This is a genomic window from Actinomyces marseillensis, from assembly GCF_900155605.1.
Taxonomy (GTDB): Bacteria; Actinomycetota; Actinomycetes; order Actinomycetales; family Actinomycetaceae; genus Pauljensenia; species Pauljensenia marseillensis.
The window spans coordinates 1152842-1176560 of record NZ_LT707420.1; the positions used below are offsets into that span (position 1 = coordinate 1152842).

At 56.9% G+C, this 23719-nt stretch carries 21 protein-coding genes; 15 read left to right on the plus strand and 6 right to left on the minus strand.

The window, feature by feature from the left end; translation table 11 throughout:
• Window positions 1-6: 6 nt before the first annotated feature.
• Window positions 7-1929 carry a translational GTPase TypA gene (gene typA, locus BQ8011_RS05060; protein WP_072455383.1) on the plus strand — a complete coding sequence of 641 codons (1923 nt, stop codon included), beginning with the start codon at window positions 7-9 and terminating at the stop codon, window positions 1927-1929.
• A 50-nt stretch (window positions 1930-1979) separates the two neighbouring features.
• On the opposite strand, the gene BQ8011_RS09165 is transcribed toward typA, so the two are convergent.
• Window positions 1980-2360: a putative acetyltransferase gene (locus BQ8011_RS09165; RefSeq protein WP_231945270.1), complete on the minus strand. Its 381-nt coding sequence runs from the start codon at window positions 2358-2360 to the stop codon at window positions 1980-1982.
• A 52-nt stretch (window positions 2361-2412) separates the two neighbouring features.
• Between BQ8011_RS09165 and fdxA the strand changes: the two genes are divergently transcribed.
• Window positions 2413-2745 (plus strand): ferredoxin, encoded by a 333-nt coding sequence (gene fdxA / locus BQ8011_RS05070; RefSeq protein ID WP_034502787.1) that lies wholly within the window; start codon window positions 2413-2415, stop codon window positions 2743-2745.
• On the plus strand, window positions 2746-3885 hold the full coding sequence (dapC, locus tag BQ8011_RS05075; RefSeq protein WP_072455385.1) for a succinyldiaminopimelate transaminase: 1140 nt from the start codon (window positions 2746-2748) through the stop codon (window positions 3883-3885).
• Between the two features lies 1 nt (window position 3886).
• Here the strand turns inward: dapC and BQ8011_RS05080 are convergent, their stop codons facing one another.
• On the minus strand, window positions 3887-4570 hold the full coding sequence (locus BQ8011_RS05080) for a Maf family protein (RefSeq protein ID WP_072455387.1): 684 nt from the start codon (window positions 4568-4570) through the stop codon (window positions 3887-3889).
• Between the two features lie 77 nt (window positions 4571-4647).
• Here BQ8011_RS05080 and BQ8011_RS05085 point away from each other — a divergent pair, with 77 nt between their 5' ends.
• The 6 genes from BQ8011_RS05085 (at window position 4648) to BQ8011_RS05110 (ending at window position 11014) form a co-directional block, all read left to right on the plus strand.
• A complete protein-coding gene (locus tag BQ8011_RS05085; RefSeq protein ID WP_052040902.1) occupies window positions 4648-5670 on the plus strand; it encodes an adenylate/guanylate cyclase domain-containing protein in 1023 nt (340 codons plus the stop codon).
• A gap of 96 nt (window positions 5671-5766) precedes the next feature.
• On the plus strand, window positions 5767-6447 hold the full coding sequence (locus BQ8011_RS05090) for a response regulator transcription factor (protein ID WP_072455389.1): 681 nt from the start codon (window positions 5767-5769) through the stop codon (window positions 6445-6447).
• A 14-nt stretch (window positions 6448-6461) separates the two neighbouring features.
• Complete coding sequence (locus BQ8011_RS05095; RefSeq protein WP_072455391.1) at window positions 6462-7787, plus strand: sensor histidine kinase; 1326 nt, start codon at window positions 6462-6464, stop codon at window positions 7785-7787.
• Window positions 7788-7806: 19 nt separating this feature from the next.
• Window positions 7807-8802 carry a UDP-glucose 4-epimerase GalE gene (gene galE / locus BQ8011_RS05100; protein ID WP_072455393.1) on the plus strand — a complete coding sequence of 332 codons (996 nt, stop codon included), beginning with the start codon at window positions 7807-7809 and terminating at the stop codon, window positions 8800-8802.
• Between the two features lie 39 nt (window positions 8803-8841).
• On the plus strand, window positions 8842-10470 hold the full coding sequence (locus BQ8011_RS05105; RefSeq protein WP_234952147.1) for a hypothetical protein: 1629 nt from the start codon (window positions 8842-8844) through the stop codon (window positions 10468-10470).
• 31 nt (window positions 10471-10501) lie between these two features.
• Entirely contained in the window at window positions 10502-11014 is a 513-nt protein-coding gene (locus BQ8011_RS05110; RefSeq protein WP_072455397.1) for an NUDIX hydrolase, read from the plus strand.
• Between the two features lie 17 nt (window positions 11015-11031).
• Here BQ8011_RS05110 and BQ8011_RS05115 read toward each other — a convergent pair whose 3' ends face one another.
• Genes BQ8011_RS05115 through BQ8011_RS05130 form a run of 4 tightly spaced genes read right to left on the minus strand, consistent with a single transcriptional unit; the run spans window position 11032 to window position 16842 of the window.
• Window positions 11032-12285, minus strand: a complete 1254-nt coding sequence (locus BQ8011_RS05115; protein ID WP_072455399.1) for an LCP family protein — start codon at window positions 12283-12285, stop codon at window positions 11032-11034.
• Window positions 12285-13550, minus strand: coding sequence for an LCP family protein (locus tag BQ8011_RS05120; RefSeq protein ID WP_072455401.1), 1266 nt, complete (start codon window positions 13548-13550; stop codon window positions 12285-12287). The genes BQ8011_RS05115 and BQ8011_RS05120 overlap by 1 nt, the downstream gene beginning before the upstream one ends.
• A gap of 36 nt (window positions 13551-13586) precedes the next feature.
• Window positions 13587-14939: a hypothetical protein gene (locus BQ8011_RS05125; protein ID WP_234952148.1), complete on the minus strand. Its 1353-nt coding sequence runs from the start codon at window positions 14937-14939 to the stop codon at window positions 13587-13589.
• 4 nt (window positions 14940-14943) lie between these two features.
• The gene (locus tag BQ8011_RS05130; protein ID WP_072455403.1) at window positions 14944-16842 is read right to left on the minus strand and encodes a C39 family peptidase; all 1899 of its coding nucleotides are present in this window, start codon (window positions 16840-16842) and stop codon (window positions 14944-14946) included.
• Between the two features lie 118 nt (window positions 16843-16960).
• Here BQ8011_RS05130 and BQ8011_RS05135 point away from each other — a divergent pair, with 118 nt between their 5' ends.
• Genes BQ8011_RS05135 through BQ8011_RS05160 form a run of 6 tightly spaced genes read left to right on the plus strand, consistent with a single transcriptional unit; the run spans window position 16961 to window position 23675 of the window.
• Window positions 16961-17962: a glycosyltransferase gene (locus tag BQ8011_RS05135; protein WP_072455405.1), complete on the plus strand. Its 1002-nt coding sequence runs from the start codon at window positions 16961-16963 to the stop codon at window positions 17960-17962.
• Complete coding sequence (locus tag BQ8011_RS05140; protein WP_072455407.1) at window positions 17959-18819, plus strand: glycosyltransferase; 861 nt, start codon at window positions 17959-17961, stop codon at window positions 18817-18819. Before BQ8011_RS05135 ends, BQ8011_RS05140 begins: the two co-directional genes overlap by 4 nt.
• 58 nt (window positions 18820-18877) lie before the next feature.
• Window positions 18878-20044: a UDP-galactopyranose mutase gene (gene glf / locus BQ8011_RS05145; protein ID WP_019126215.1), complete on the plus strand. Its 1167-nt coding sequence runs from the start codon at window positions 18878-18880 to the stop codon at window positions 20042-20044.
• Window positions 20041-20919, plus strand: a complete 879-nt coding sequence (locus BQ8011_RS05150; protein ID WP_034502809.1) for an ABC transporter permease — start codon at window positions 20041-20043, stop codon at window positions 20917-20919. The genes glf and BQ8011_RS05150 overlap by 4 nt, the downstream gene beginning before the upstream one ends.
• Window positions 20919-21647 carry an ABC transporter ATP-binding protein gene (locus BQ8011_RS05155; protein WP_072455409.1) on the plus strand — a complete coding sequence of 243 codons (729 nt, stop codon included), beginning with the start codon at window positions 20919-20921 and terminating at the stop codon, window positions 21645-21647. The genes BQ8011_RS05150 and BQ8011_RS05155 overlap by 1 nt, the downstream gene beginning before the upstream one ends.
• Window positions 21648-21674: 27 nt before the next feature.
• On the plus strand, window positions 21675-23675 hold the full coding sequence (locus BQ8011_RS05160) for a DUF6541 family protein (protein ID WP_072455411.1): 2001 nt from the start codon (window positions 21675-21677) through the stop codon (window positions 23673-23675).
• Window positions 23676-23719: the final 44 nt, after the last annotated feature.

Here is a 23719-nt window from a genome sequence, read left to right on the forward strand (position 1 = left end):
AGTCTTATGACCATCCGCGAAGATCTACGTAATGTCGCGATTGTTGCACACGTTGACCACGGCAAAACTACTCTGGTCGACGCCATGCTGTGGCAGTCAGGCGCGTTCAATGAGCGCGATACGGTAGAAAAAACCGGCGAACGCGTCATGGACTCCGGTGATCTGGAACGCGAAAAGGGCATTACGATCTTGGCCAAGAACACCGCGGTTCACTACCGTGGCCCCGCCGCCCAGAAGCTGTGCCTCGAAGGCGGTGTGGTTATCAACGTGATCGATACTCCCGGGCACGCCGATTTTGGTGGCGAGGTTGAACGAGGCCTGTCCATGGTTGACGGTGTCGTTTTGTTGGTTGACTCTTCCGAAGGCCCGCTCCCGCAGACCCGCTTCGTCTTGCGTAAGGCTCTTCAAGCGCAACTTCCCGTCGTCATCGTCGTCAACAAGGTTGACCGCCCCGATGCCCGCATCGAAGAGGTTGTCTCTGAAACGCAGGACCTTCTTCTTGCTCTGGCCGAAGATCTGATGAGCGAAGGCGTCGACGCAGATGTGGATTCCCTGCTCGACGTTCCGGTTGTTTACGCCTCGGCAAAGGCCGGAAAGTCTTCGCTGACCAACCCCGGTGACGGCAATATCCCCACCGAGGACCTCGAGCCCCTCTTTGAAACGATTCTTCACCGCATCCCCGGTCCCGAGTACGAAGAAGGCGCACCCCTTCAGGCTCATGTGACGAACCTGGACGCCTCTCCATTCTTGGGACGACTCGCGCTGTTGCGTATCCACAACGGAACATTGCGCAAGGGTGAAACCGTCGGACTTGCTCGCCACGATGGAAGCATTAAGCCCGTTCGCATCACCGAGTTGCTTCGAACTGAAGGCCTCGAACGAATCCCGGCTGAAAGTGCCGAACCCGGCGATATCGTTGCAGTCGCAGGTATTGAAGACATCACCATCGGTGAGTCTCTGGTCGATCTCGATGATCCGCGTCCTCTGCCGCTGATTACCGTTGATGATCCGGCAATCTCCATGACGATCGGAATTAACACTTCGCCCATGGCCGGCCGTGTCAAGGGAGCAAAGGTCACCGCTCGCCAGGTGAAAGACCGCCTTGATCGCGAGCTCGTCGGTAACGTTTCGCTGCGCGTGCTTCCCACCGAGCGCCCCGATGCATGGGAAGTCCAAGGGCGTGGCGAGCTTGCTTTGGCAATCTTGGTCGAGCAGATGCGCCGTGAGGGTTTCGAGCTGACCGTTGGTAAGCCTCAGGTCGTCACCAAAACCATTGATGGCGTGCGCTCTGAACCGATGGAACGTATGACTATCGACATTCCCGAGGAATACCTGGGATCGGTCACTCAGCTCATGGCCCAGCGCAAGGGCCGCATGGAAACGATGGCGAACCACGGTTCGGGCTGGATTCGCTTGGAGTTCATTGTTCCTGCTCGCGGTCTGATTGGTTTCCGTACGCGCTTCCTGACGGAAACTCGCGGAACGGGTATTGCTTCGTCTATTGCCGAAGGCTATGCACCTTGGCAGGGCGCGATCGAACAGCGCCTCACCGGTTCGCTTGTTGCAGACCGTGCGGGACAAGCAACGCCCTACGCTATGACGAACCTCCAAGAGCGCGGTTCTTTCATTGTTGAGCCCGGTTCAGAGGTCTATGAAGGCCAGGTTGTCGGCGAGAATCCCCGCGGCGAGGATATGGATGTCAATATCTGCCGCGAAAAGAAGCAGACGAATACGCGTAGCGCGACCGCTGATGTGTATGAGTCGCTGACACCTTCGCGAAAGCTGACTTTGGAAGAATCCCTTGAGTTCGCCGCGAATGATGAATGCGTTGAGGTGACTCCCGAGGCGGTGCGCGTGCGCAAGGTCGTTCTGGATGCGCAGGAACGCTTCAAGATCGCTGCGCGTGAGCGTCGTCAGAACAAGGACTGATCAGCAAAAGGTTTGCCCCGCGCGAGAAATAGCTCGCGTGGGGCTTTTCCTTAAATCTGTGGCGGGGGAGGGACCTGCTTGCCGGTCACCATGGTCCGCGCGTCTACCTTCACGCGGCCTCGCCTGGTGTCAATGACCACGTGAGTCGGTGCCTTTTCGAGCAAGATCCCAAGGGCGTCGTGGAGTCCATCTTCCAAGCGGTAGCGGACCACCACGCGCGAGCCGAGCTCAAGGCGCATCCAGGGTAAACGGGCGATCGCTGCCGCTAACTGTTCGTTTCCCGCAGGAGCAGCGGTGGCCTCGGCGCTGGGGTTGCCTGGAATTGCGTGCGAATGGTGTGGCGTAATACCCGGGCTCGCCTCGCTGGGGGGAGCGCCTAAAATTTGCCCACTATCAGCTGAAAAGTGCTCGGGATTCGCGTCATGTGTCATGTTGGCGATAATAGAATGAACTGTTTGTCGGACCCAGTCCAAGGAGGAATACATGACGTACGTCATTGCCCAGCCCTGTGTTGATGTCAAGGACCGGGCATGCGTTGATGAGTGTCCCGTCGATTGCATTTACGAGGGGGAGCGCACCTTGTACATCCACCCCGATGAGTGCGTGGATTGTGGCGCCTGTGAGCCGGTGTGCCCGACCGAGGCAATTTTCTACGAGGACGACCTGCCCGGCGAATGGTCTGACTACTTGCAGGCAAATGCTGACTTCTTTGTCGACCTGGGTTCTCCCGGCGGTGCACAGAAGACAGGTCCTCAGTCCTTCGATGTCCCGTGGATTAGTGCCCTTCCTCCGCAAAACGAGGACTGGGACAAGTAAATGAGTCGTCTTCCGCGTCCGCTTGATCTTCCCGACTTTCCTTGGGATAAGCTCGCGCCCTACCGTAAACGTGCGAATGAGCATGCCGATGGAGTGTGTGACCTCTCTATCGGCACGCCGGTCGATCCAACGCCTGAGCTCATCCAAGATGCGCTTAAGGACAGCTCGGACGCTCCGGGGTATCCGACCGTGATCGGAAGCATCGAGCTTCGCCGTGCAATCCTTGATTGGGGTAAGCGTCGCAATATGGTGGACGTGGGAGTGACGGGAGTTCTTCCCTCAATCGGATCGAAGGAAGCTGTCGCGTGGCTGCCATTCCTTCTGGGCGTGCGCCCTGGCGACACTGTCCTTTTCCCGCGGGCCTCGTATCCGACCTACGACATCAGTGCTCGTTTGGCAGGCGCCACTGCCATTCCGGTGGATCCCACGGACCCGGATTCTTGGCCGCAGGCGCAGCTTGTCTGGCTTAATTCCCCGGGGAATCCTGATGGGCACGTCCTTTCACTTGAGCAGCTTCGAGCGGTTGTTCGGTGGGCGCGAAGCAACGATGCCATCGTTATTTCGGACGAGTGCTACGCGGCCTTGGCATGGGAAGAACCCTATGTGAGTCAAGGCGTTCCTTCACTTTTGGATGAGCGCGTGTGCGATGGGGACCCCAGTTCTTTGATCGTGCTGTATTCCCTGTCGAAGCAATCAAACGTGGCCGGATACCGAGCAGCATTGATGTACGGGGATCCGAAGCTTGTGGCTCCCGTCGTTGAGGTTCGCAAGCATGCCGGAATGATGGTGCCCGCGCCTGTCCAAGCGGCAATGCAGTGTGCTTTGGGGGATACCGAGCATGTCCAGACGCAGCGTGAGATTTATGCGCGCCGCCGAGCCCAGCTTGTCGACGCGGTCGCGGCTACCGGTTTGGAGCGTGACGGCGACTCCGCTGCGGGCCTGTACCTGTGGGTGCGCGACCCGCGTGGCGTCATGAACTCTTGGGACCTCGTTGGTGCTTTTGCCAAGCGCGGCATTGTTGTCGCCCCCGGCGACTTTTACGGCGAGGCCGGGGTGGGCTTTGTACGCATCGCGTTGACCGCGAGCGATGAACGTATTGCGGCGGCTTGCCAGCGCCTGGTCGCGGAGCCGATTGTTTAGATTAGTTCGAGGCCTGTGGGTTCCAGTGCTCCCATAGATCGGTCCATTTGAGGCCCAAGTCCGCCATCATGGTGCGCACGAGCGGGATTGAAATACCGATAACGTTGTGGTGGTCGCCGTGGATTTCTTCGACGAAGGCTCCGCCGAGGCCGTCGATCGTGAAAGATCCGGCGACTTCTAGAGGTTCACCTGAGGCAACGTATGCGGCTGCTTCTTCTTCGCTAATCGCCCCGAAACAGATCTGGGTTGAGCAACTGTGAGCACTATTTGCAAGAATCTCCCACCCTGCAGTGTTTTCGCGTAGGTGGACCAAGTAGTGTCCACTCCACAGGGTTGCTTGGGACATCGACAGTTCTTTGACTCTTGTCAATGCAGTTTGAGAATCGTGGGGTTTGCCCAGCAGTCTGCCTCCGGATTCCAGCATTGAATCGCAAGCGACCAGGACGCATTCTCGCGGGAGCTTGCCTGCTTCGGGAACGTAAATCCTTCCCTCCACGATTGCCGAGGCTACGCAGTGGCCTTTCGCTGTGGCTAGGGCGCGCACTTTCTTTTCGGCGCTGGCGTGGGGGAGAGCCTCGAGGACTGCATCTTCGTCGACCTCGGAGACGCAGACGATGGGATCGATACCGGCTTCTCGAAGAATTCGGAGTCTGGCGGGGGATTGTGAGGCTAAGACAAACTGCATACTCAGCATTTTCTCGTGCAGGAGGAGGTTTTCTTCACTAGAATAATGTGTGTTAGACCACACCTGTGGAGGAAGATGTGAAGGACGACGTAGGAAACACTCGCGATTTTTCGACCGTGCATACCAACACATCTTCGCTTTTGGGTGGCCCGCAAACGCTTACGATTGAAGACGTTGCCTCCATGGCGGGCGTGACTATTGAGGAAGTGCGGGATTTTTGGGTCGCAATGGGCTTTCCCTCCCCGCGAAGCGAAGAAAAAGTCTTCACCGAAAATGATGCGAAGCTCTTCCTTCAGTGGTCGAGATTTATGGCTTCAGGTGCGATTGATACTGCAACGGCGCGTTCTCTTCTTCGTGCGAACTCTCACCTAGCCGATCGCCTTGGCCTGTGGCAGGTTGAAGCGCTTGTTGAAGATACGATGCGTCGCTTTGGCCTCGATGATACGGCTGCGCGCATGTATGTCCTCGACCATATCCGAGAGCGCGTTGACGTCCTTGAAGACGTCTTGCGTCACTCATGGCGACGTCAGTTGGATGCTCTTCTTAAACGAATGGATCATGAAATTTCGACTCGCGGCCATGAGGGCTTGCAGCCTCGTTTCCCCCTCAACCGTTCCTTGGGCTTCGTCGATATGGTCTCCTACACGTCTTCGTCGGCGATTCTCGGCGGGAAGCTCGTCGATCTCATCGGCCGCTTTGAGCAATTGTCCAGAGATGCAGTCACCGATGCTGGCGGACGCGTTGTCAAGATGATCGGCGATGCGGTTATGTACATCGCAGATGACTTGGAGACGGGGCTTAGAGTTGCCGTGTCTTTGATTGAGCAGCTTGGAGCTGATGATCAGATGCTTCCCGTGCGCGCGTCATTCGTGCGCGGCGATGTGTTTTCTCGTTCGGGCGACGTTTTTGGGCCGACGGTGAACCTGGCGTCTCGATTGGTGGATATTGCTCCTGTTGGCAAAATCTTGATGGATCCCACAACTGCGGCCGCAATCGCTGCGGGTAAAGCGGGAATGGAATATGACGTTGAAGAGTTCCCAAGTGCGACGTTGCGGGGTTTTGGAACGATTTCACCCTATTTGCTGACATATCGTCGCTAAGACGCTGTCTTAAGGTGTTTTACCTGATCTTGTGATTTCATCCCATTTTGGTCAAGAAATCTACAAGAAATACCTGAAATCCGGTATGCTATTACCGTGACTACAGTGCTTCTCGTTGAAGATGACCCGGCTATCGCTGGCCCCTTGACTCGTGCTCTCGCGCGAGAGACCTACGATGTGCGTGCGCACGATCACGGCCGGAGTGCACTTGAAGATCTTGATGGCATTGACTTGGTTGTTCTTGACCTGGGATTGCCCGATATGGATGGTTTGGACGTCGCCAGGGAGATCCGTTCTTCCGGCAGTGCTGTTCCGATCCTGATTCTGACTGCTCGCGCAGACGAGGTGGACATGGTCGTCGGCCTCGATGCTGGAGCTGACGACTACGTGACGAAGCCTTTCCGCCTTGCAGAATTGCTGGCTCGCGTGCGCGCCCTTCTTCGCCGTGGTGGTGGAGAAGTTGCTGATGGTGATCTGGTCGTCCAAGACGTTCGTATCGATGTTGCAGCACATCGCGCATACGTCAACGGTGTTGAACTCTCTCTTACCGCAAAGGAATTTGAACTCCTGCGCGTTTTGGTGCGTGAAGCCGGAAACGTTGTGCCCCGCGATACTCTCATGCGCGAAGTGTGGGGGAATGGTCTGAGTGGCTCAACCAAGACCCTCGACATGCACGTCTCGTGGCTGCGTCGCAAGCTCGGAGATGACGCTGCATCACCGCGCTATATCACGACCGTTCGTGGAATGGGCTTCCGCTTCGAAAAGCCTTCCGCCTAGATCAAGGGCTCGCTATGCGTAAACGCGCTGCGCGAATGATTGTCACCGCAGTTGCAGTTGTGGCACTGCTGCTGGGAGTTCCCGGCGCCATCGCCTCGTCGATCTTGGTCTGGAATGCGCAGACGAGCGCATTGGACGCTCGTGTTCAGACTGTTCAAAGCGCCCTCGATCGGCGCATGGCAAGCAGCGGATTATCCGAAAGCTATGCGCGTGCTTGGGCGCAAACACTGGTGACAGGTGGCGGCCCCACCTATGTGGAAGTCACTCTGCCCCAAACTCCCACTCCCATCACAGTCGGCCAGCCTCTGCGAGGACTCACGATTTCTCGCACTGCGTGGTCAGCCAATGGAGTGCGCGTCTCCATCACTGTGTCAGCGCGAGACGCGATCCGGGGAATCGCTCAGGTTAACGGGCTCTTTTTCTTAGGAATCGTTGTCTCCTTGGCAGTTGGATGGGCCTTGGCCTCGCGTTTTTCAAGGCGCCTATCCGCTCCGTTGATCTACCTGTCTGCACAGGCAGAACAAATCGGATCAGGTCAGGTCCGCGCGCGTGTGAAACCTTCAGGAATCGAAGAGATTGACCTCGTCCAAGAAGAACTTCAGCGCACTGGTGAAAAAATGGCGCGGCGGCTCGCAGCTGAGCGCCAGCTAGCTGCTGACGCCTCGCACCAACTGCGTACTCCACTGACGGCACTGTCCATGCGCCTCGAAGAAATCGAAATGATTTCAACGGAAGAAGAAGTCCAAGAAGAAGCCCGTTCCTGCCTTGAACAGATTGAACGACTAACCACCGTCGTCACCGAACTGTTGGATACGAACAAGCGCCAATCCGCGGCAACAGAGGCAATCGATGTCCTCGAGGTCTTCAATACCCAGCGTGAAGAATGGGAAGAAGCCTTCGAAAAGGCCGGTCGAGTACTGCGATTCACCGATGAAGCGGGGACTCCGATCTTGGCTGACGAGGCAAAGATCGCCCAGGTTTTGGCAACTCTGATCGAAAACTCTCTGCGATACGGCGCTGGAACAACGTGGGTTCATGCGCGCAATAGCGCCAATAATCGCGGAGTCGTCATCGAAGTCTCAGACGAAGGAGAAGGAGTCGAGGCCGACTTGGCCCCGCATATTTTCGAAAATGGCGTCTCCGGACACGGATCGAGCGGTATTGGATTGGCTCTGGCAAAGGACCTGATCGAAACGATGGGCGGGCGCATTGAACTTTCGCGCACTGTCCCGCCACTTTTCACTGTCTCATTAGCGGCGATTCCTGCAACCTATGATCCCGGGCGCATCATGCCCGAAGGCGCTCTCGTTTCCATGGGGCGACGCTCGCGACGCTTTTAATTGCCGTACACTGAACAACATGAGCATTCTTGTTACCGGAGGCGCCGGTTACATCGGCGCGCATGTTGTCCGTCTTCTGCTGGAACGAGGCGAAAAGGTTGTTGTCGTCGACAACCTGACCACTGGGGCCGCGAATCGCATTGGCGACGCAACCCTGATCAAGGTCGATGTTGCTCGCGATGAAGCACTCCCGAAGCTGACCCAGGCAATGATCGACGAAGACGTTACCGGTGTCATTCACTTTGCTGCACAAAAGCAGGTCGGAGAATCTGTCGAGCGTCCGGCGTGGTACTACCGCCAGAACATCGGTGGTCTGGCCAACGTGCTCTTGGCGATGGAAGAGGCCGGAGTGAAGAACATGATCTTCTCCTCCTCCGCAGCCGTCTACGGCATGCCTCCTGTCCCGGTGATCCCCGAAGATATCGAGAAGAAACCGATTAATCCCTACGGTGAAACCAAGCTCATCGGTGAGTGGATGATGGCTGATGCTGAACGTGCGTGGGGACTGAATTGGATTGGCCTGCGCTACTTCAACGTCGCCGGAGCCGGATGGAATGACCTGGCGGACCCCGCGTGCTTGAACCTGGTTCCGATGGTTTTGGACCGCCTTGCTCGCGGCGAAAACCCGAAGATTTTCGGAACTGACTATCCGACTGATGATGGCACGTGTATCCGTGACTACATCCACGTCAAGGACTTGGCAGACGCGCACATTTATGCTCTAGATGCTCTCAGCCGAGGCGTTCCCGCGCACCGTCAATTCAACGTTGGTACCGGACTTGGAACCTCCGTTCGTGAAATCATCGACGGGCTGCGCGCCGTATCCGGTTGGGATTTCCCAGTTGACGAACTTGACCGTCGCGCCGGTGATCCGCCGATGCTCATTGGAGATCCGCAGTCGATCGCGGTGGATTTGGGCTGGAAGGCCAACTATGGCGTGGCCGAGATTCTTCAGTCGGCATGGGATGCATGGCAGGCAGGTCCTCGCGCAATCAAAGTTCCGACTCAGTCGTGAACAATGCCTGACGCCAACGGCCTCCAATCGCCTGCCCGCGTGAACTGGACTGCATCGACCGTATCGATCAGTGATTTCGACTCACTTGAGCAGGCGATGGCTTGGCGTCGCTTCGGACCAGAAGCGGCCATCCATCGCTTCATCATGAAGCTGCGGATGGCGCTCTTGAGTGCGGATTACGTCTACGTTGATCGCAATCAACTCCTTGACGGCATCTGTTTCCTTTCGCTTGGCCCCGATGGGATTGCCGAGGCCTTGGGTATCCCACGCTTTCAGGATCTTCCCTTAGTCGTGGGTTGCGAGGCGCCAACTCCACCCGCGGGTGGCTTTGCCCGTCCGGGGGATGCTCAGGAGAGAGCGCAATGGATTGCCCTTCAACGCAGCAGAGTTGAAAGTGAAACATTCGTCTCGGCCGCTTATGCTGCCCTCAACGCTTCGGGCGACACCGAGGCGAGTGTGGCCTCGGCTCGTCGCGCTCAACTGTGCACTCTGCTCGCGGACCTTGAGGAATGCGACTCAGAGGACATCGGTTCCTATCCAGCGTATGTTCGCCTCCCTCGCCGTAGGCGCGAGGCTGAGGTGCTGGTAGCAACCGGAAGAGACCAGTGGCAAAGCGCGATGGAATCCCTGCGGGTACACCTGATCTCGTGGCCTCAGACTCCCAGCGTCGAAGAAATAGAGTTTTGGGAGCGTCACGGCAGGATCGAAGACCTCGAAGATCCAGAGGCCCGCTCGATTGCTCTGACTCTTCGAGCCTGGCTCCCAGAATGGATACGCAGCAACGGGGGACATGTCGCCCGCCCGGCTCGCAGGGGAGACGTCGTCGCTCTGCTTGCTCACTGGATGAACAATGCTGCACCGCAGGACCTCGCCGTTCCCGGCGGACAGGTTTACCGGCGTTGCTTAACTGCTCCGCATGCGCGCTGCGCGCTGCGCTGGTTTTCTTTGCTTTACGAGGACGCTGCGACACGGAAAAGACTTGCTCTTCTTGACGCACCGAGCTCGCGCATGAGCTTTACCATCATTGCGACCGACTCGGGCGATGATGATCCAGAAACGCGCGCACAACGGCAGTGGGGAATGTGCGTGCGCCCGCTCAGTCGGGGTCAGATGTGGCGTGCGCGCTTGCTCGATAATGCGCGTTTAACCCTTGCGAACCTTGGCGTCGCATTGAGCAAACAAGTACTTCGCGAAGTCGGTGCGGCACGCGGCTTGAGCGTCAATGGTGAGATTACCGAGGCCATGGCGACGTTGATGCCCGAACAATACCAGCGAGTTCTGATACACCCCATGACAAAGCGGGCCCGGGAAGCCCAGAAGGAACTCAATGCTGCCGCGGGCACGTCTCCCGCGCAAGAAATTCGCGCGAAACGCTTGACGCGTAATTCCTGGCGTTCCCTTGCTCTTTTCATTCGCGAGTTCGCTATCGAGCCTCGTGAATGGCGTAAACGAGTGATGGGCGGCGTGCTTCGCTGCCTCGCGGTCACGGCGTTGGCTTTCATTTTGACGGCGCACGATGCGGGTTGGTTTGGTCCAGATAGCTTCTGGATGAATGTCATGTGGACGGGGATTGCTTTCCTCGCTTCCTTCCCATATTCGGATATCCGTGAACTGCTTGAACTTCGCCCCTCGCGGATGATGTCGGAAATTCGTTTGGCCGAGGCATAGAAAGCGCTTGACGCATACGAAAGGGCACAAGATGCAGTGGACGCAGCTGTGGCATGCACAAAGCTTCCCCCTGTGGGTGGAAGGAAACGATGCGACCCCTCGAATGCATCGGGTGATGATTGGCGGAGAAAAGGCCGGAGCCGTGGTTGTTGCGCGCAATCATCAGGGTGCCTTCGCACTTGTTCGCCAACGTCGCCTCGCGATTGAACGTGACCTGTGGGAGTTCCCGCGCGGAATGAGCGAAGAAAGCGATGCAAATGGAATTGCAACCGGCTTACGCGAGCTCCTTGAAGAAACCGGCTTTCATGGAGAAAAGGGTATGTCCCTCGGCCAGATCTATCCCGATTCTGGAATTCTTGGCGGGCATATCGAGGTCATTGCTTGCACCGTGCCCGAGCAGACACGCGGCGAGAACGATGGTGAAGTCGACGCATTGCGATGGGTGAGCCTCGATGAACTGCACTCGATGATCGTCTCAGGAGAACTTCAAGACTCGATTTCCTTGGCTGCATTCACGCTGTGGAAGACTCACAACGAAGCCTAGGCGGTGTCTCGGCACACTCAGAGCTTAGGAGTGAGATCGTCTTTCGTCAGTGTTCCCGCGCGGAGCTTAGCGAAGAAATCTGGGGCGGTCGTGTCTTCCAAGAGGACAGCACTGCCCGCCGAGGTCGAGTATCCCAAGTCCTCAATTGGAGGAACGCCGGTCATTCCGGAGTTTTGAGCACTGCGGAAAGCCAAGACCAGTTTGCCGACATCGAGGACAGAAGAATCTTCATCGACGGTAAAGGCTGATGCTCCCGCACGCTCGACGCGCAAAGCGCTCGAAGGATTGAGCAATGTTGCCGGCTGCGTGGCCTTCGATACGGTCTTCGAGACGACCTGGCGCTGGCGCTGAGCGCGTCCGATGTCACCGAGCGGATCGGAATAGCGCATACGCGCAAAGGCAAGAGCGGTCTTGCCATCGGCATCGTGGCAGCCCGCTTCCCAATTGAGCTCGGAGCGCTCGTCATTGACTGTCAGGTCGTAGCAGAGGTTCACTCCGCCGACAGCGTCGACGATGTTGGAAACCCCGCCCATGCCGATCTCTGCGTAGTGGTCGACTGTCAGTCCCGTGAGTTGCTCAACGGTTTGTACGAGGAGTGTGGGACCGCCGTAGGAATAGGCTGCGTTGAGTTTGTCCCACCCGTATCCCGGGATTTCAACGTAGGTGTCTCGGGGGAGTGAAATATTGCTGGTCTGCCCATTGGGAGCAACGTGGACCAGCATGATTGAGTCCGCGCGTTGTCCTTCGGTGTCGTCTGGAACTGAGCCATCGCTGCGCGAATCAGAGCCAGCAAGAAGATAGGTGGTTCCCGAGGTGCCCGCGGCGCCGGAAAGGGCGTCGATTCGCTTGAGATGCGAATTTGCGTCGAAAAGGAGATAGGTGGGCCACGCAGCGATCAGGAGAATCACGACGAGCGTCACCAGTGGCCAGCGTCGCTTCTTCTTTCGGCGAGGCCGCGGGGAGGCAGGCGTATTTATCGGAGCGCTGGGAGGTGCTTGAACAGGCTGGAATTGAGGCCTGAGCGGCGTCACTGAGCGCTCGGGTGCTGCAGGAGAAGACGGCGTAAAGCTCGGTGCCGAGGCTACTCGCTTGGCGCGCGGTGCAAAAGACGGTGGCATAACCGTTTCTTCGGACGCTGCGCGGGGAGCAGATTCTTCGACTCCGGGGGAAACGACGTCCTCGTCTTCGCTGTGCGCAGACGGGTTCTGAACCTCGGAAAGGCGCGGGCGCCTACGTGAGGGGTCGGGCTGAAAAGAAGGCGGCTGCGTCATCAGCGTTCCGCCGGGCAAGCTGCAGTGGGGCTTGCGCTTGCAGAGGCGCTTGCCGAGGGTGACGTACTTGGAGTAGCCGAAGCAGACGCGGAGCTGCCCTCAGAAGGCGAGGCCGAGGCACTCGGCGAGGCATTCGTCTGGCCTTCTTGGCCACTACCGTTGGTGAACTCAATTGCAGCGGGGAAAGGTTGATCCTTGCGGATTGCCTCCCAGGCCTGGCTGAACTGTGGCTCCAGATTGATGACGCGGTTGGGGTCAACGGGGGAGTACTGGTTCGGCGAGGTAATAAACTGAATATTCGCGCGGTCAATCGAGGACAGGGAGAGCAAAAGACCCACGTCGGTGTTGATATTCGACAGGTTTTGTGAAGGTTGGAGTGCGGACAGTCCCTGCTTGGTGAAGGACAAGAGCGAAGGAAGATCCGACACGAAGTTCTTGGCGAGCAATTCACGCATAATCGCCGCGACCAGTTTTTGCTGATTCGAAATACGGCCCAAATCTGAACCGTCACCCACGGCATAACGCGTACGGGCGTAGGCCAGGGCGGTTTTACCGTCGAGTTTTTGACATCCGGCTTGCACGTGCAAGTCCGAGCGGGAATCATCGATGTCTTCGGGGATGTCGAACCAGACCCCACCCAAAGCATCGATGAGGCCTCGGAAACCGTGGAAATCAACGACGACAAAGCCGTCAATGTTCACGCCGGTCAACTGTTCCGTGGTCGCCTCGGTGCAAGCGATGCCGCCTGCGATATCAGTGTCATTCGAACCGGTAGAAAAAGCAGAGTTGAACATTCCGGTGTAGGCGGAAGAAACCGTGCCATCTGAGCGCTTACATGCAGGAATATCCGTGATGAGATCTCGGGGAATTGATACAACCTGAACCCGCGTGCGATCTGCGGAAATGTGCATGAGCATGGTCGTATCGGAGTGAATTGATGAAAGCTCCGCAGCATCACCATTGGCGTCATCACCCTGGTTCTGACGTGAGTCAATTCCAGAGACGAGGATATTGACGGGGCGGCCCTCAAAAGAATCCGAAGGTGCGGCGGTCTCGGTGGAGTTCGCGTTGCCCAGACCCTGGGTATTGATGGAGTTTGACGCAAGCTGGTTGCCGAAATCGCGATAAATGAAGAAAGCGGTGGAAACCAGCAGGAGGACGCAGGAGAAGGCAACCAAAGAAATCACTCGTGCCGCACCGCTCTTAAAGGGGAGCGTTGCCGAGTGAGCAATCGGTCGCGCAATGCGTGATTGTGGAGTACTCATCGCGTTTATCATATCGTTACTTGACGAAAGGGCGCGCTATTTTTCGGCGAATTCTCCAAGTTTCCACTCAACGGCACCCGTGGCGGTGAGGGAAGGAATAAGGACTGCTCGTCCCTGCGCAGCGATGACAGGGCGTGAATATCCGGGGGTTTCTCCAAGGCGCGTAATCTGGCCGCTTTCCCACGGACGCAGGTACATCTGCGCGTTATTCGCCTGAGATCCCGCACCCCATGCGATCGCCTCTTCACCGATAGAAACCCAAGGAGTTCGGGAATCAACCATGATCCACTGCGTGGGATAGTCGGCGGAGCTGCTGTCCCAGACTCCGAGGTAGGACGAGGCTGCGGAAGAAGTTTTTGAGGGGGTGACGAGGGCAGCGTGGTGATCTCCGTTCGCGTAGAGTCCGCTGATTCGATACTCCTGTGATTTCAGGTCGAAGTGTGTGGTGACCTTTGAGAAATCAGTTCCGCTGAGCGTGGCAACGCGAGAGGGGAGCGGTGAATCCTTTGGAGTAGCAACCACGCTGAGCCCCTGCTCAGAGACCGCGGGGTAGGCCCCAAAGAGAAGAATCTGCGGTTTGTTGGAGCTCGTTGAAGCGTCCAGGCCCTGAGTGACGATCAGTGAGTAATCTCCGTGATCAGTTGAAACCTTTGCGCCGTAAAACGCATGTGTCCCATCGCTGACAGGAGGCAGCTCACCTGAGCTCCGGGGGCTATGAGCGGGAAGATCCGACCACGTCATCACGGTATGCAGACGTTGCTCGTCCATATTCCAGGAGTAAATCGTCCACGGGGCAAAGACATTGTCCTCTTGGTGGTCTCCGGTTGAGGACGAAGAAACTTGACGTCCGAGGAAAGTAATCCACGGACCGCTCTGCGTCCCGTCGAGGGGTTCAACGTAGTTGCCGTTTTCTCGAAGTAAATCCGGCGAGAGCTCGCGTGTCCCTTGCGGGGAAAGAATCGCTGGCTTGTAGGAGTACAGGTCGCTCGGGTCATGTGTTGAGGACCCAAAAACCTGGGAGCCGTCGATGGGAAGAGAAGGAATTTGCCGGAAATCCCCGCCCAATGTCCATTTCTCTTCTACGGAAGCTCCCTGACTTTGTCCCGATGGAGACAATTCGCATGGCTGATCGCTCGCGTGCATCGCAACAAGATCAAAAGGAAGAGAGAGATCTGTGCATACACCTTCGCGGGGATCCTCCAGTGCGGACTGAGCAACGAGAGGCTCGAAGACACCATCCATCTGACGAGGCGACACACTCGCGCTCGCCGAGGTCGACAAATCCCCTCTCCCTCCACTTGCGCAGCTGCCGAGGACGAGAAGAGCGCAGGCGCTGAGGAAAGCAAAGCAACGCAGGGTGGTGCGGCCTCGGCGATGAAGGGAAAGCACTGACTTAGCGGGCACTGTAGATGCCAATGTGTTCGCGTCCGTCACGCTCAACCTCAGTTTGGAGGAAATTCTGAGTGAAGGAGGGGAGGTGGTACCAGAACTGTTCCTCGCCGCCCCAGAGGTAGTGGACTCCCGGGTCGGCAATCCGCATCGAGTCAGTGTTGGCGTCGTATGAGGTCACGACCATGATGTGGGAGAAGGTCGAGTTCGGGTGACCGTTGTAGTGGGGGCCGCCTCGGCGTTCTTGAGCATCAACGGCGGTCGGCAATCCCTTGGAGAAGGAGGACTTCACGGAATCGCGAACCTGCTCGACCGAAGGAGTGTGAATCGTCGTATAGGCGTCGCGCCCCAGCCAACGGTTCATTCCGTATTCGAAACGACGATCGTGGAAGCTCGTGTAGCCGTATCCCACGGTGTTCATGTACTCGCGGCTCGCGACGGCATTGATGCTCAGTGGCGTTCCCTGTGCAGAGTGGTGCGCGCCGATCGCGTTGAGGATCATCCACCCACTGGTCGGACCACAGAAGTAATTATTTGGCTGGCCCGCCCAGGTGACGTTAAAGTCATTGGTGTTATCAAGGATTCCGTGCTCAAACCTCTGCTTGTGGAGGTTACCTTCCCAATACGCCGGGCCGACGGGGTAACCCAGGTGACCGCGTTCGAAGCCATGCCTACCGTATTCGGCCAGAAGATCGCCAGGAACCGCATACGCTCCGGTGCGCGGACTCCAGTAGGCAGTACCACCTTGGAAACGTTGGATAACACCTCCCTTGACTGTAGGTGTCTCTGCTGAGAGGGGATACCCCAGTTCGCCGTGTTCCCAGCGAGATGCCGCGTAGGCTCCCATGATTGCGCCGTGAACAAAGTAGGACTGAGAGCCTGGATGCCAGTAGGCAGTTCCACCCTGGAAACGCTGGAAAACACCACCGTTTGCTGAAGGAGTTTCGTCGCTGAGCGGATAGCCGTAGCGCCCGCTTTCATATCCGAACTTTGCATAGGCTGCGAGCATTCCGTCGTGCACCAGGTGCACGCCTGTGGAGGGATGCCAGTATGCTGTTCCTCCCTGGAAACTTTGGGACACTCCTGATTTTTGTGCAGGCATCTCCTCACCTGTTGGGTAGCCCATGAGCCCACGTTCCCAGCCCTGGCCTTCCCACAGATTACGGATACCGCCGGTAACCCTGTGAGCACCAGTGCGCGGGTGGTAGTAAATCGAGCCGCCGGTGAAGTGTTGGTATGCCCCGCCGTCCGCGGCGTCCTTCATCTCATCGTTCAGAGGCCAGCCCAGCGAGCGGCCTTCTGTTTCTGCGGTTTTGTAGCGTCCGAGGATTTTGCCCCAGATGGGGTGGGCTCCGCCCTGGCTGCTCCAACGAATTTGGCCGTTTTCATAGGTTTGGACCGCGCCGCGAATCCCCGAGATGGTCTGGTTCTCTTCGTCAGAGGTTGGGAAACCAAGGGGGCCGTTTTCCCACTTTTGTGCGCTGTAGGCACTGTGGATTCCGTCTCGCGAGGCGTGTGCGCCGTACCTAGCGGTCCAGTAGATTTGGCCGCCGCGGTAGAACTGAATGAAAGCGCCGTCGCGCAGGGGAACTAGTTCAGAGGTGGCAGTGCCAAGTACTCCGTTTTCTCCGCCCATGTCCTGCCAGCGCTGGCGAATTACCTCAGCAGGGGACAGCGGCGTCGGGGCTGAAGTAGTTGCGGTTGCGGTGGGCGCGGCCTCGCTAGGAGTTGCGTGTGCCGAGGCCGTGGGGGAAGTTGATGGCGTCGCCTCGCTGGCCGCGGTGCTGACCGACAGGGAGGGGGATGGTGAAGCGGAAGAAGAATCTGCGTGTGTTGTAGGGGCAAGTGTAAGCGCAAACAGTGCTGACACTGCACAGATTGATGCGATAGATGAATGCTTCATGAAGAAGTCTCCTGGGGGGGGCAATGAAACTTACTCTTCAAACACCCTAACTCAAGCGATAGCACGACAGGTGAGCTTGGCTTGGCAATTTCCTCACAATTGCCCGTAGGCTTATCTCATGAGCAATCCACGAGTCATCGCCGTCGTCGTTGCATGGAACCGAGCAGCACTTTTACGTGAAACTCTTGACGGGCTTGCCGCTCAGACCCGCCCTCTTGATGGCGTTGTTGTGGTTGATAACGCGTCCAGTGATGAGACTCCGCAACTCATTGCTTCTCACCCCGTCGTTTCCAACGTCGTCACCTTGCCGCAAAACTACGGTGGCGCTGGTGGTTTCGCTGCCGGAATTGCCAGGGCAATGACTTTGGGAGCCGATCTCGTGTGGATCATGGATGACGACACGATCCCCACTCCAAGCGCGCTCGAAGTTTTGCTTCAGACCCGCGAAGAATACCCCGGCACGCCGGCCGTTCTGGCATGTCGAGCCGATTGGATTGATGGACGCGAGCACCCGATGAATGCGCCTCGTGAGCGCTTCTTGATCTCGCGTGAGCTTCGTGAACACGCGGCTGCCGTAGGTGCGCGTCAGATCCGCACTGCGTCCTTCGTTGCGATCATGATCGATGCCCGCGCGATTGAAGAAGAAGGGCTTCCGGAAGCCGCCTACTTCTTGTGGAATGACGATTTTGAATACACCGCGCGTCTTCTCAAAGGACGGGTGGGACTTTACGTGGATGGCGCACGTGTTGAGCATCGGACGAAGACTTTTGGAAACTCCACTGCCGACCCGGGGCCGCGTTTCTACAACGAAGTTCGTAACAAGGTCTGGGCGCTTGGTACCTCGTCTGGTTTTGGGCTCTTTGATCGCTGTGCTTTTGGGGCGGCGACCGCGCTGCGCTGGGCAAAGATGCTTGCGGCGTCTTCCGATCGCTCGGCTGCTGTGGAGTACCTGCGAGAGGGTTTGCGTGATGCATGGCGTCCGCCTCTGCGCTCAAGCGAGATCCTTCATCTGACGGAAGTTGCCGATGAAGTCGCTGCTCTTGAACAGGGCCGGCGCGCTTGCGGGTGCGGATGTTCCTCTTCTGGGGCGCGCGAGTGCTCTAAGGGGGAGCATCAATGACAGTCGGTGACTTCTCAGTTCTTCTCCCTGTCTATGCAGGCGACCAGCCGGAGTTTTTCTTCCGTTCTGTGTCCAGCGCAACGCGGGAACAAGAGGTCTCTCCCAAGCAACTCGTGGTTGTATGTGATGGTCCCGTTGACGAGGGCATTTCTGACTTCCTTCACCGCGCCTCGCGAGGGGAAGAAACCGATGTACTGGGGCACATCGACGTTCGAGTCGTGCGACTCAAGCACAATATGGGACTGGCAAATGCGCTCAATATCGGCCTTGCGCACTGCTCCCACGACATCGTCGCTCGCGTTGATGCCGACGATATTTCACTTCCTCAGCGCTTCGCGATCCAGATTCCTCTGGTTGAAGGAGGGCTTGGGCTCCTGGGATCTGCGATTCAAGAATTCAGTGACGACGAGGCCGAGGCTGGGCTTGTGCGTTCCATGCCGACCAGCGAAGAAGAGATCCGTCGGGTCATTTCCTACCGCTCTCCCTTCGCGCACCCCTCAGTTGTGTACCGCAAGAGTGCGGTCGAGGCAGTTGGAGGATATGAGCATCTCCAACTGATGGAGGACTACCTTTTGTTTGCGCGAATGGTGGCTGCAGGTGTCCCCTGCGGGAATACCCCTGAAGTTCTGGTCCGTTATCGCGTGGGATCGGGCGCCTATAAGAGGCGTGGGGGGAGACACATGTTGCGCTCAGAGATGCGTCTGCAAAAGATCTTCCGCAACGAAGGCATCGTTTCCGATGCTCAATTTGCCCGAAACCTTGCCATTCGTGGTGCTTATCGCTTGATTCCCACCGATCTGCGTCAAGTGCTGTATCGAGGCGTTGGAAAGATGCGTTGGTTCGTGTCGAAGGGCTAAAGAAACGATTCACTCAGTTCTTTCGCTTATACTGACTGGGATTGAAAGGAGTTCGACCGTGAACTATGACCTTGTTGTCGTCGGATCTGGCCTTTTCGGCCTGACAATTGCTGAGCAGGCCGCATCCCGCTGGGGCCTCCGTGTTGCAATCGTTGAGCGTCGCTCGCACCTTGGTGGCAATGCCTACTCTGAGATTGATCCGGAAACCGGTATCGAAGTTCATAAGTACGGTGCACACCTCTTCCACACCTCCAATGAGCGCGTGTGGGAGTACGTCAATCGTTTCACTTCCTTTACCTCTTATGTTCACCGCGTATGGACCACCGTTGATGGTGTCGTCTACCCGATGCCGGTGAACCTGGGAACCATCAACCAGTTCTTCTCCGCCGCCTACGGCCCGGACGAGGCCCGCGCCCTCATTGCCCAGCAGGCAGCAGAAGTTGACGGCCAAGAGATCACCGACTTTGAGTCCAAGGGTGTTTCCCTGGTTGGTCGCCCCCTCTTCGAGGCCTTCTTCAAGAACTACACGGCCAAGCAGTGGCAGACCGATCCTAAGGATCTTCCCGCCTCGATCATTTCGCGTCTTCCCGTGCGCTACAACTATGATTCGCGCTACTTCAACGATAAGTACGAAGGTCTGCCGGTGGATGGCTACACCGCGTGGATGGAACGCATGGTGGCCTCGGACCTCATCGATGTCTACTTGGATACCGACTTCTTCGATCCCGAGAACCCGCTGAATAAGGCCGCGGTCGTCGGCAAGGTTCCGGTTGTCTACACCGGCCCGGTTGATCGCTACTTCGACTACTCGGCAGGTGACCTGTCCTGGCGCACCGTCGACTTCGAAAAGGAAGTCGTCGACACCGGTGACTACCAGGGCTGCTCCGTCATGAACTACGGCGATATCGACGTTCCCTTCACGCGAATCATCGAATTTCGTCACTTCCACCCCGAGCGTGACTACCAGGATGAGAAGACCGTGATCTTCCGCGAGTTCTCTCGCTTTGCTGATCATGGCGACGAGCCCTACTACCCGGTGAACACCGCGCAGGATCGCGAACGCTTGGAGCAGTACCGTGAGCTTATGAAGAATGAAGACCGTGTCTTCTTCGGGGGCCGCCTTGGTACCTACAAGTACTTGGATATGCACATGGCCATCGCTTCGGCACTGACGATGCTCGATAACGAGCTTGCCCCCTTGTTCGAGGATGGGACCACTCGTTGAGTAACATCGCATCGCAGCAATTTCAAACCCCGGGCAAGTCATCGGGACTGATCGAGGTTTTCCGTCAGCCCTACCTGACCAGCCTGATCGTTCACAAGGAACTGCGAGCTCGCTATCGCGGCTCGATCTTTGGAATGCTGTGGAGCTACGCGAAGCCGTTGACCCAATTTTTGGTCTTCTACTTCGCGCTTGGCGTTTTCATGAAGATGAACCGCGCCGTGGAGAACTATGTGATCTACATGTTCTCCGGCGTGGTTCTCATGAACTATTTCTCGGAAGTTTTTGGCAACGCAACCCGATCTGTCGTCGGCAACGCGCCGCTGGTGAAGAAGATCTATCTTCCCCGCGAGCTCTTCCCGATGTCGGCAATGTGGGTTGCTCTTGTTCACTTCCTTCCGCAGGTCGCTGTTCTCTTCGTCGGTGCCCTCCTTTTTGGCTGGCATCCAACTGTATGGGGAGTTTTGGCAATCCTGGCGGCCTTCCTCATCGTGTCAATGTTCGCACTGGGGATTGGCCTTTTCTCGGGTGCACTCAACGTGTTCTACCGAGATTCAGAGAACTTCGTTGACCTGATCTTGATGATGGCTACGTGGGTGTCTCCCGTTTTGTACACGTGGTTTAGCGTGCGCGACGTCTTGGATGCCCACGGCTGGCACTGGTTGTGGTGGGTGTACGAGGCCAATCCGCTGACTATTGCGGTTGAGCTTTTCCACTATGGGTTCTGGCAGCCGACGCTGGTTGATACTGCTGCGAATCCGTACCTCCCGAATCTGGGCCTGTGGACGGGAATTGCTCTTCTGATTTCTCTTGGCGCTGTCATCTTTGGCGAGGTCTCTTTCAGGCGCATGGATCCCAAGTTCGCCCAGGAGCTGTGATGACTGAAGTTATTCGCGTTGAAGATGTTGTTAAAGAATTCGCACTGCGTAATACGCACACCTTGAAGGATCGTTTGGTCTGGAGCCTGACGGGGCGCCGCAGCCAATTGGTCAATCACTTCCGAGCCCTTGACCACGTGAGTTTCACGGTCGAACAGGGAGACTCAATCGGTCTGATCGGCTTCAACGGTTCAGGTAAGTCGACCATGCTCAAGCTCATTTCCGGTGTTATTACCCCGGACGAGGGCTCAGTGGGATACCGCGGCCGCATGGCCGGTCTTATTGAAGTCGGTGCGGGCTTCCACCCAGACCTGACGGGCCGGGAAAATGTCTTCCTGAACGGCGCAATTCTGGGCATGAGTAAAGAGCAGATCGAAGCTGCTTTTGACGATATTGTCGCTTTTTCGGAGATTGAGAAGTTTATCGATACCGAGGTGAAGTTCTACTCCTCGGGTATGTTCTTGCGTTTGGCTTTCGCAGTCGCAGTGCACACCAGCCCGGATATCTTCCTTGTTGATGAGATTTTGGCTGTGGGCGACGAACCCTTCCAGCGCAAGTGCCTTGATCGTATCCATGAGATGCAAGAACAAGGGACCTCCTTGGTGATTGTGAGCCACGACCTGGACCTGATTGCGCGCCTGTGCAATAGGGGAGTGCTGCTGCACCACGGTGAGCTTCTTGTTGATGGAAGCGCGCAAGAAGCAGTCGATCGACTGCGTTCCCTCTGATACCTCGCACCTAGATCAGGAGAGAAAATGGCATGGCTCTCGGTGATCGTTCCGGCGCTTGTGCTGGCTGCGATCCTGTACATTCCCGGAATTGCGGTTAACGCTCTTTTCCTGCGTAAACGTCTCTATACGGTCGGTTTTGCACCCGTGACGGGAGCAGCGATCTTGGGCTTCGCGTCACTTGCGAGCGGCGTTATTCGAGGACACTGGAGCCTGAAGTTTGTCCTATGCTGCGACATCGGTGTGTTCATCGTAGTTGCGGGGATCATGTGGTTGTGTGGTTCGAGGCCAAGGCATTGGCTTGAGAACTATAAGAGGCTTTTCTCGGGCTGGGCGGGGTCGCGTGCCATCGGCCTGGTTGGGGCACTGATTGTTAATGCAGTGATCGCAATCGGAGTTTTCATCCGCTCTGTTCCCTCTCCCCAGGCTTTCTTCTCGACCTACGACACCCCCTTCCATATGTCAGTGATCCGCTGGCTGATCGAAAGCGGAGACGGATCCTCACTTCATAGCGCAGCTGTTGACGGCACCGTTGGCTCCCACTTCTATCCCGCTCTGTGGCACGGCTGGGTATCTATGGTGATTTCCGGCTTGGGAACCCCCATGACGGTTGCGATTAACGCCTCGTGCTTGGTGGTTTTGCTGACCATTTGGCCGCTTTCCTCTGCCGTTCTGACGGACGTGCTTTTTGGGAAGAAGGTGCGCCTATCGCCAGTTTTTGCCGTTCTGGTTTCTTCGCTTTTTGCGGCATATCCCTGGGGATTGCTTGCCTTCGGAGTCTTGTACTCAAACTTCTTCTCCTACGCGCTCGCGCCTGCTTACCTTGCGGCATTTGTTCTTTTGCTTCGAGGCGTTCTTGTCAAGCAATTCAAGGGTGCTGAGCTCTGCGGTCTGATTCTGATTGCTATTGGTGGTTTTGCAGCCATTGCCTTGGCTCAGCCCAACTCGGTCTTCACCCTTGCGGTTATTCTCTTCCCCTACGTGGTTGCTCTTGCTTTCAACCAGGTGCGTCGTTCGAGTGGGAGCACTATTAAGGCAGCCTTGGTCGCAATTGTGCTGGTCGCTCTGGCAGCTTGCCTGTGGTATGCACTGTATAGAGCTCCGTTCATGCAACGCACCGTTACATGGCGTTGGGATTCCTTCCAAAGTCCAAAACGCGCGATTGCGGCGGTCCTTCTTCTGTCGACGAATGCAGGATCGGTGCGTTTGGCTGCACAGTGGCTCCTTGCCATTGGCGTTGCCATCGGTGGTCTTCTTGCCGTCATCAAATACCGTCGGGCCTGGCTTGTCATTTCCTACGCATTCATCGCCGCGCTCTATGTTTTGTGTGCGGGCTTTGAAGGTAAATTCCGAAACATCGCAACGGGTTTCTGGTATCACGACTCTTATCGCCCCGCCGGTGCGATGTCAATCCTTGCGGTTCCGTTGATGGCGCTTGCTCTTGCGTGGCTGATCGAAAGTCTTGTGAAGACATCACATCCCAAGGGCGCCGCTCTTCGTTTCATTTCCTCTGCGCTCGTTTATGCTCTGATCGCGGCGGTCACGCTGACTGGGGGAAATATCAAGTGGCGCATTGATACGATGAATGACCATGCCCAGGACCGTCAGGATCACTACACCTATTCTGATGAGATTGCCTTCATGGATGAGGCGCGCCAGATCACCGGAACTCAAGGGAAGGTCGCTAATGATCCCTTCGATGGTTCGATGTTTGGATACGCAACCAGTGGATTGCCAGTTGTCTTCACTTCCATGCCGGGGAACTGGATTGGCCAGATGAAGCCGGATGCTCTTGTCATCATGAATGACTTGTATAAGGTTTCCGAAGACCCGCAAGAAATTTGTCCGGTGATCCAACAAGAGGATATCCGCTACGCGATTGTTCTTGAGCGTCATCGACAGATCTTTGATGAACACTCACCTTGGACCGGCATTCGGAACATTACTCCGGAAACACCCGGTTTTGAGCGTGTTCTGGAACGCGGACCATACAGTCTTTACAAGATCACTGCCTGCGGTCTTGGCTAAGAGTCAACGCCTCTGCGGTGCTGTGACATAGATTTTCTTCCGTT

What these genes read in the sequence shown, in the direction of transcription:
- dapC (WP_072455385.1), top strand. Translation starts at nt 2,746, where the DNA reads ATGAGTCGTCTTCCGCGTCCGCTTGATCTTCCCGACTTTCCTTGGGAT.
- BQ8011_RS05160 (WP_072455411.1), top strand. Translation starts at nt 21,675, where the DNA reads ATGGCATGGCTCTCGGTGATCGTTCCGGCGCTTGTGCTGGCTGCGATC.
- BQ8011_RS05095 (WP_072455391.1), top strand. Translation starts at nt 6,462, where the DNA reads ATGCGTAAACGCGCTGCGCGAATGATTGTCACCGCAGTTGCAGTTGTG.
- BQ8011_RS05130 (WP_072455403.1), bottom strand. Translation starts at nt 16,842, where the DNA reads ATGAAGCATTCATCTATCGCATCAATCTGTGCAGTGTCAGCACTGTTT.
- BQ8011_RS05110 (WP_072455397.1), top strand. Translation starts at nt 10,502, where the DNA reads ATGCAGTGGACGCAGCTGTGGCATGCACAAAGCTTCCCCCTGTGGGTG.
- galE (WP_072455393.1), top strand. Translation starts at nt 7,807, where the DNA reads ATGAGCATTCTTGTTACCGGAGGCGCCGGTTACATCGGCGCGCATGTT.
- BQ8011_RS05135 (WP_072455405.1), top strand. Translation starts at nt 16,961, where the DNA reads ATGAGCAATCCACGAGTCATCGCCGTCGTCGTTGCATGGAACCGAGCA.
- BQ8011_RS05155 (WP_072455409.1), top strand. Translation starts at nt 20,919, where the DNA reads ATGACTGAAGTTATTCGCGTTGAAGATGTTGTTAAAGAATTCGCACTG.
- typA (WP_072455383.1), top strand. Translation starts at nt 7, where the DNA reads ATGACCATCCGCGAAGATCTACGTAATGTCGCGATTGTTGCACACGTT.
- BQ8011_RS05140 (WP_072455407.1), top strand. Translation starts at nt 17,959, where the DNA reads ATGACAGTCGGTGACTTCTCAGTTCTTCTCCCTGTCTATGCAGGCGAC.
- BQ8011_RS05120 (WP_072455401.1), bottom strand. Translation starts at nt 13,550, where the DNA reads ATGAGTACTCCACAATCACGCATTGCGCGACCGATTGCTCACTCGGCA.
- BQ8011_RS09165 (WP_231945270.1), bottom strand. Translation starts at nt 2,360, where the DNA reads ATGACACATGACGCGAATCCCGAGCACTTTTCAGCTGATAGTGGGCAA.
- fdxA (WP_034502787.1), top strand. Translation starts at nt 2,413, where the DNA reads ATGACGTACGTCATTGCCCAGCCCTGTGTTGATGTCAAGGACCGGGCA.
- BQ8011_RS05080 (WP_072455387.1), bottom strand. Translation starts at nt 4,570, where the DNA reads ATGCAGTTTGTCTTAGCCTCACAATCCCCCGCCAGACTCCGAATTCTT.
- BQ8011_RS05115 (WP_072455399.1), bottom strand. Translation starts at nt 12,285, where the DNA reads ATGACGCAGCCGCCTTCTTTTCAGCCCGACCCCTCACGTAGGCGCCCG.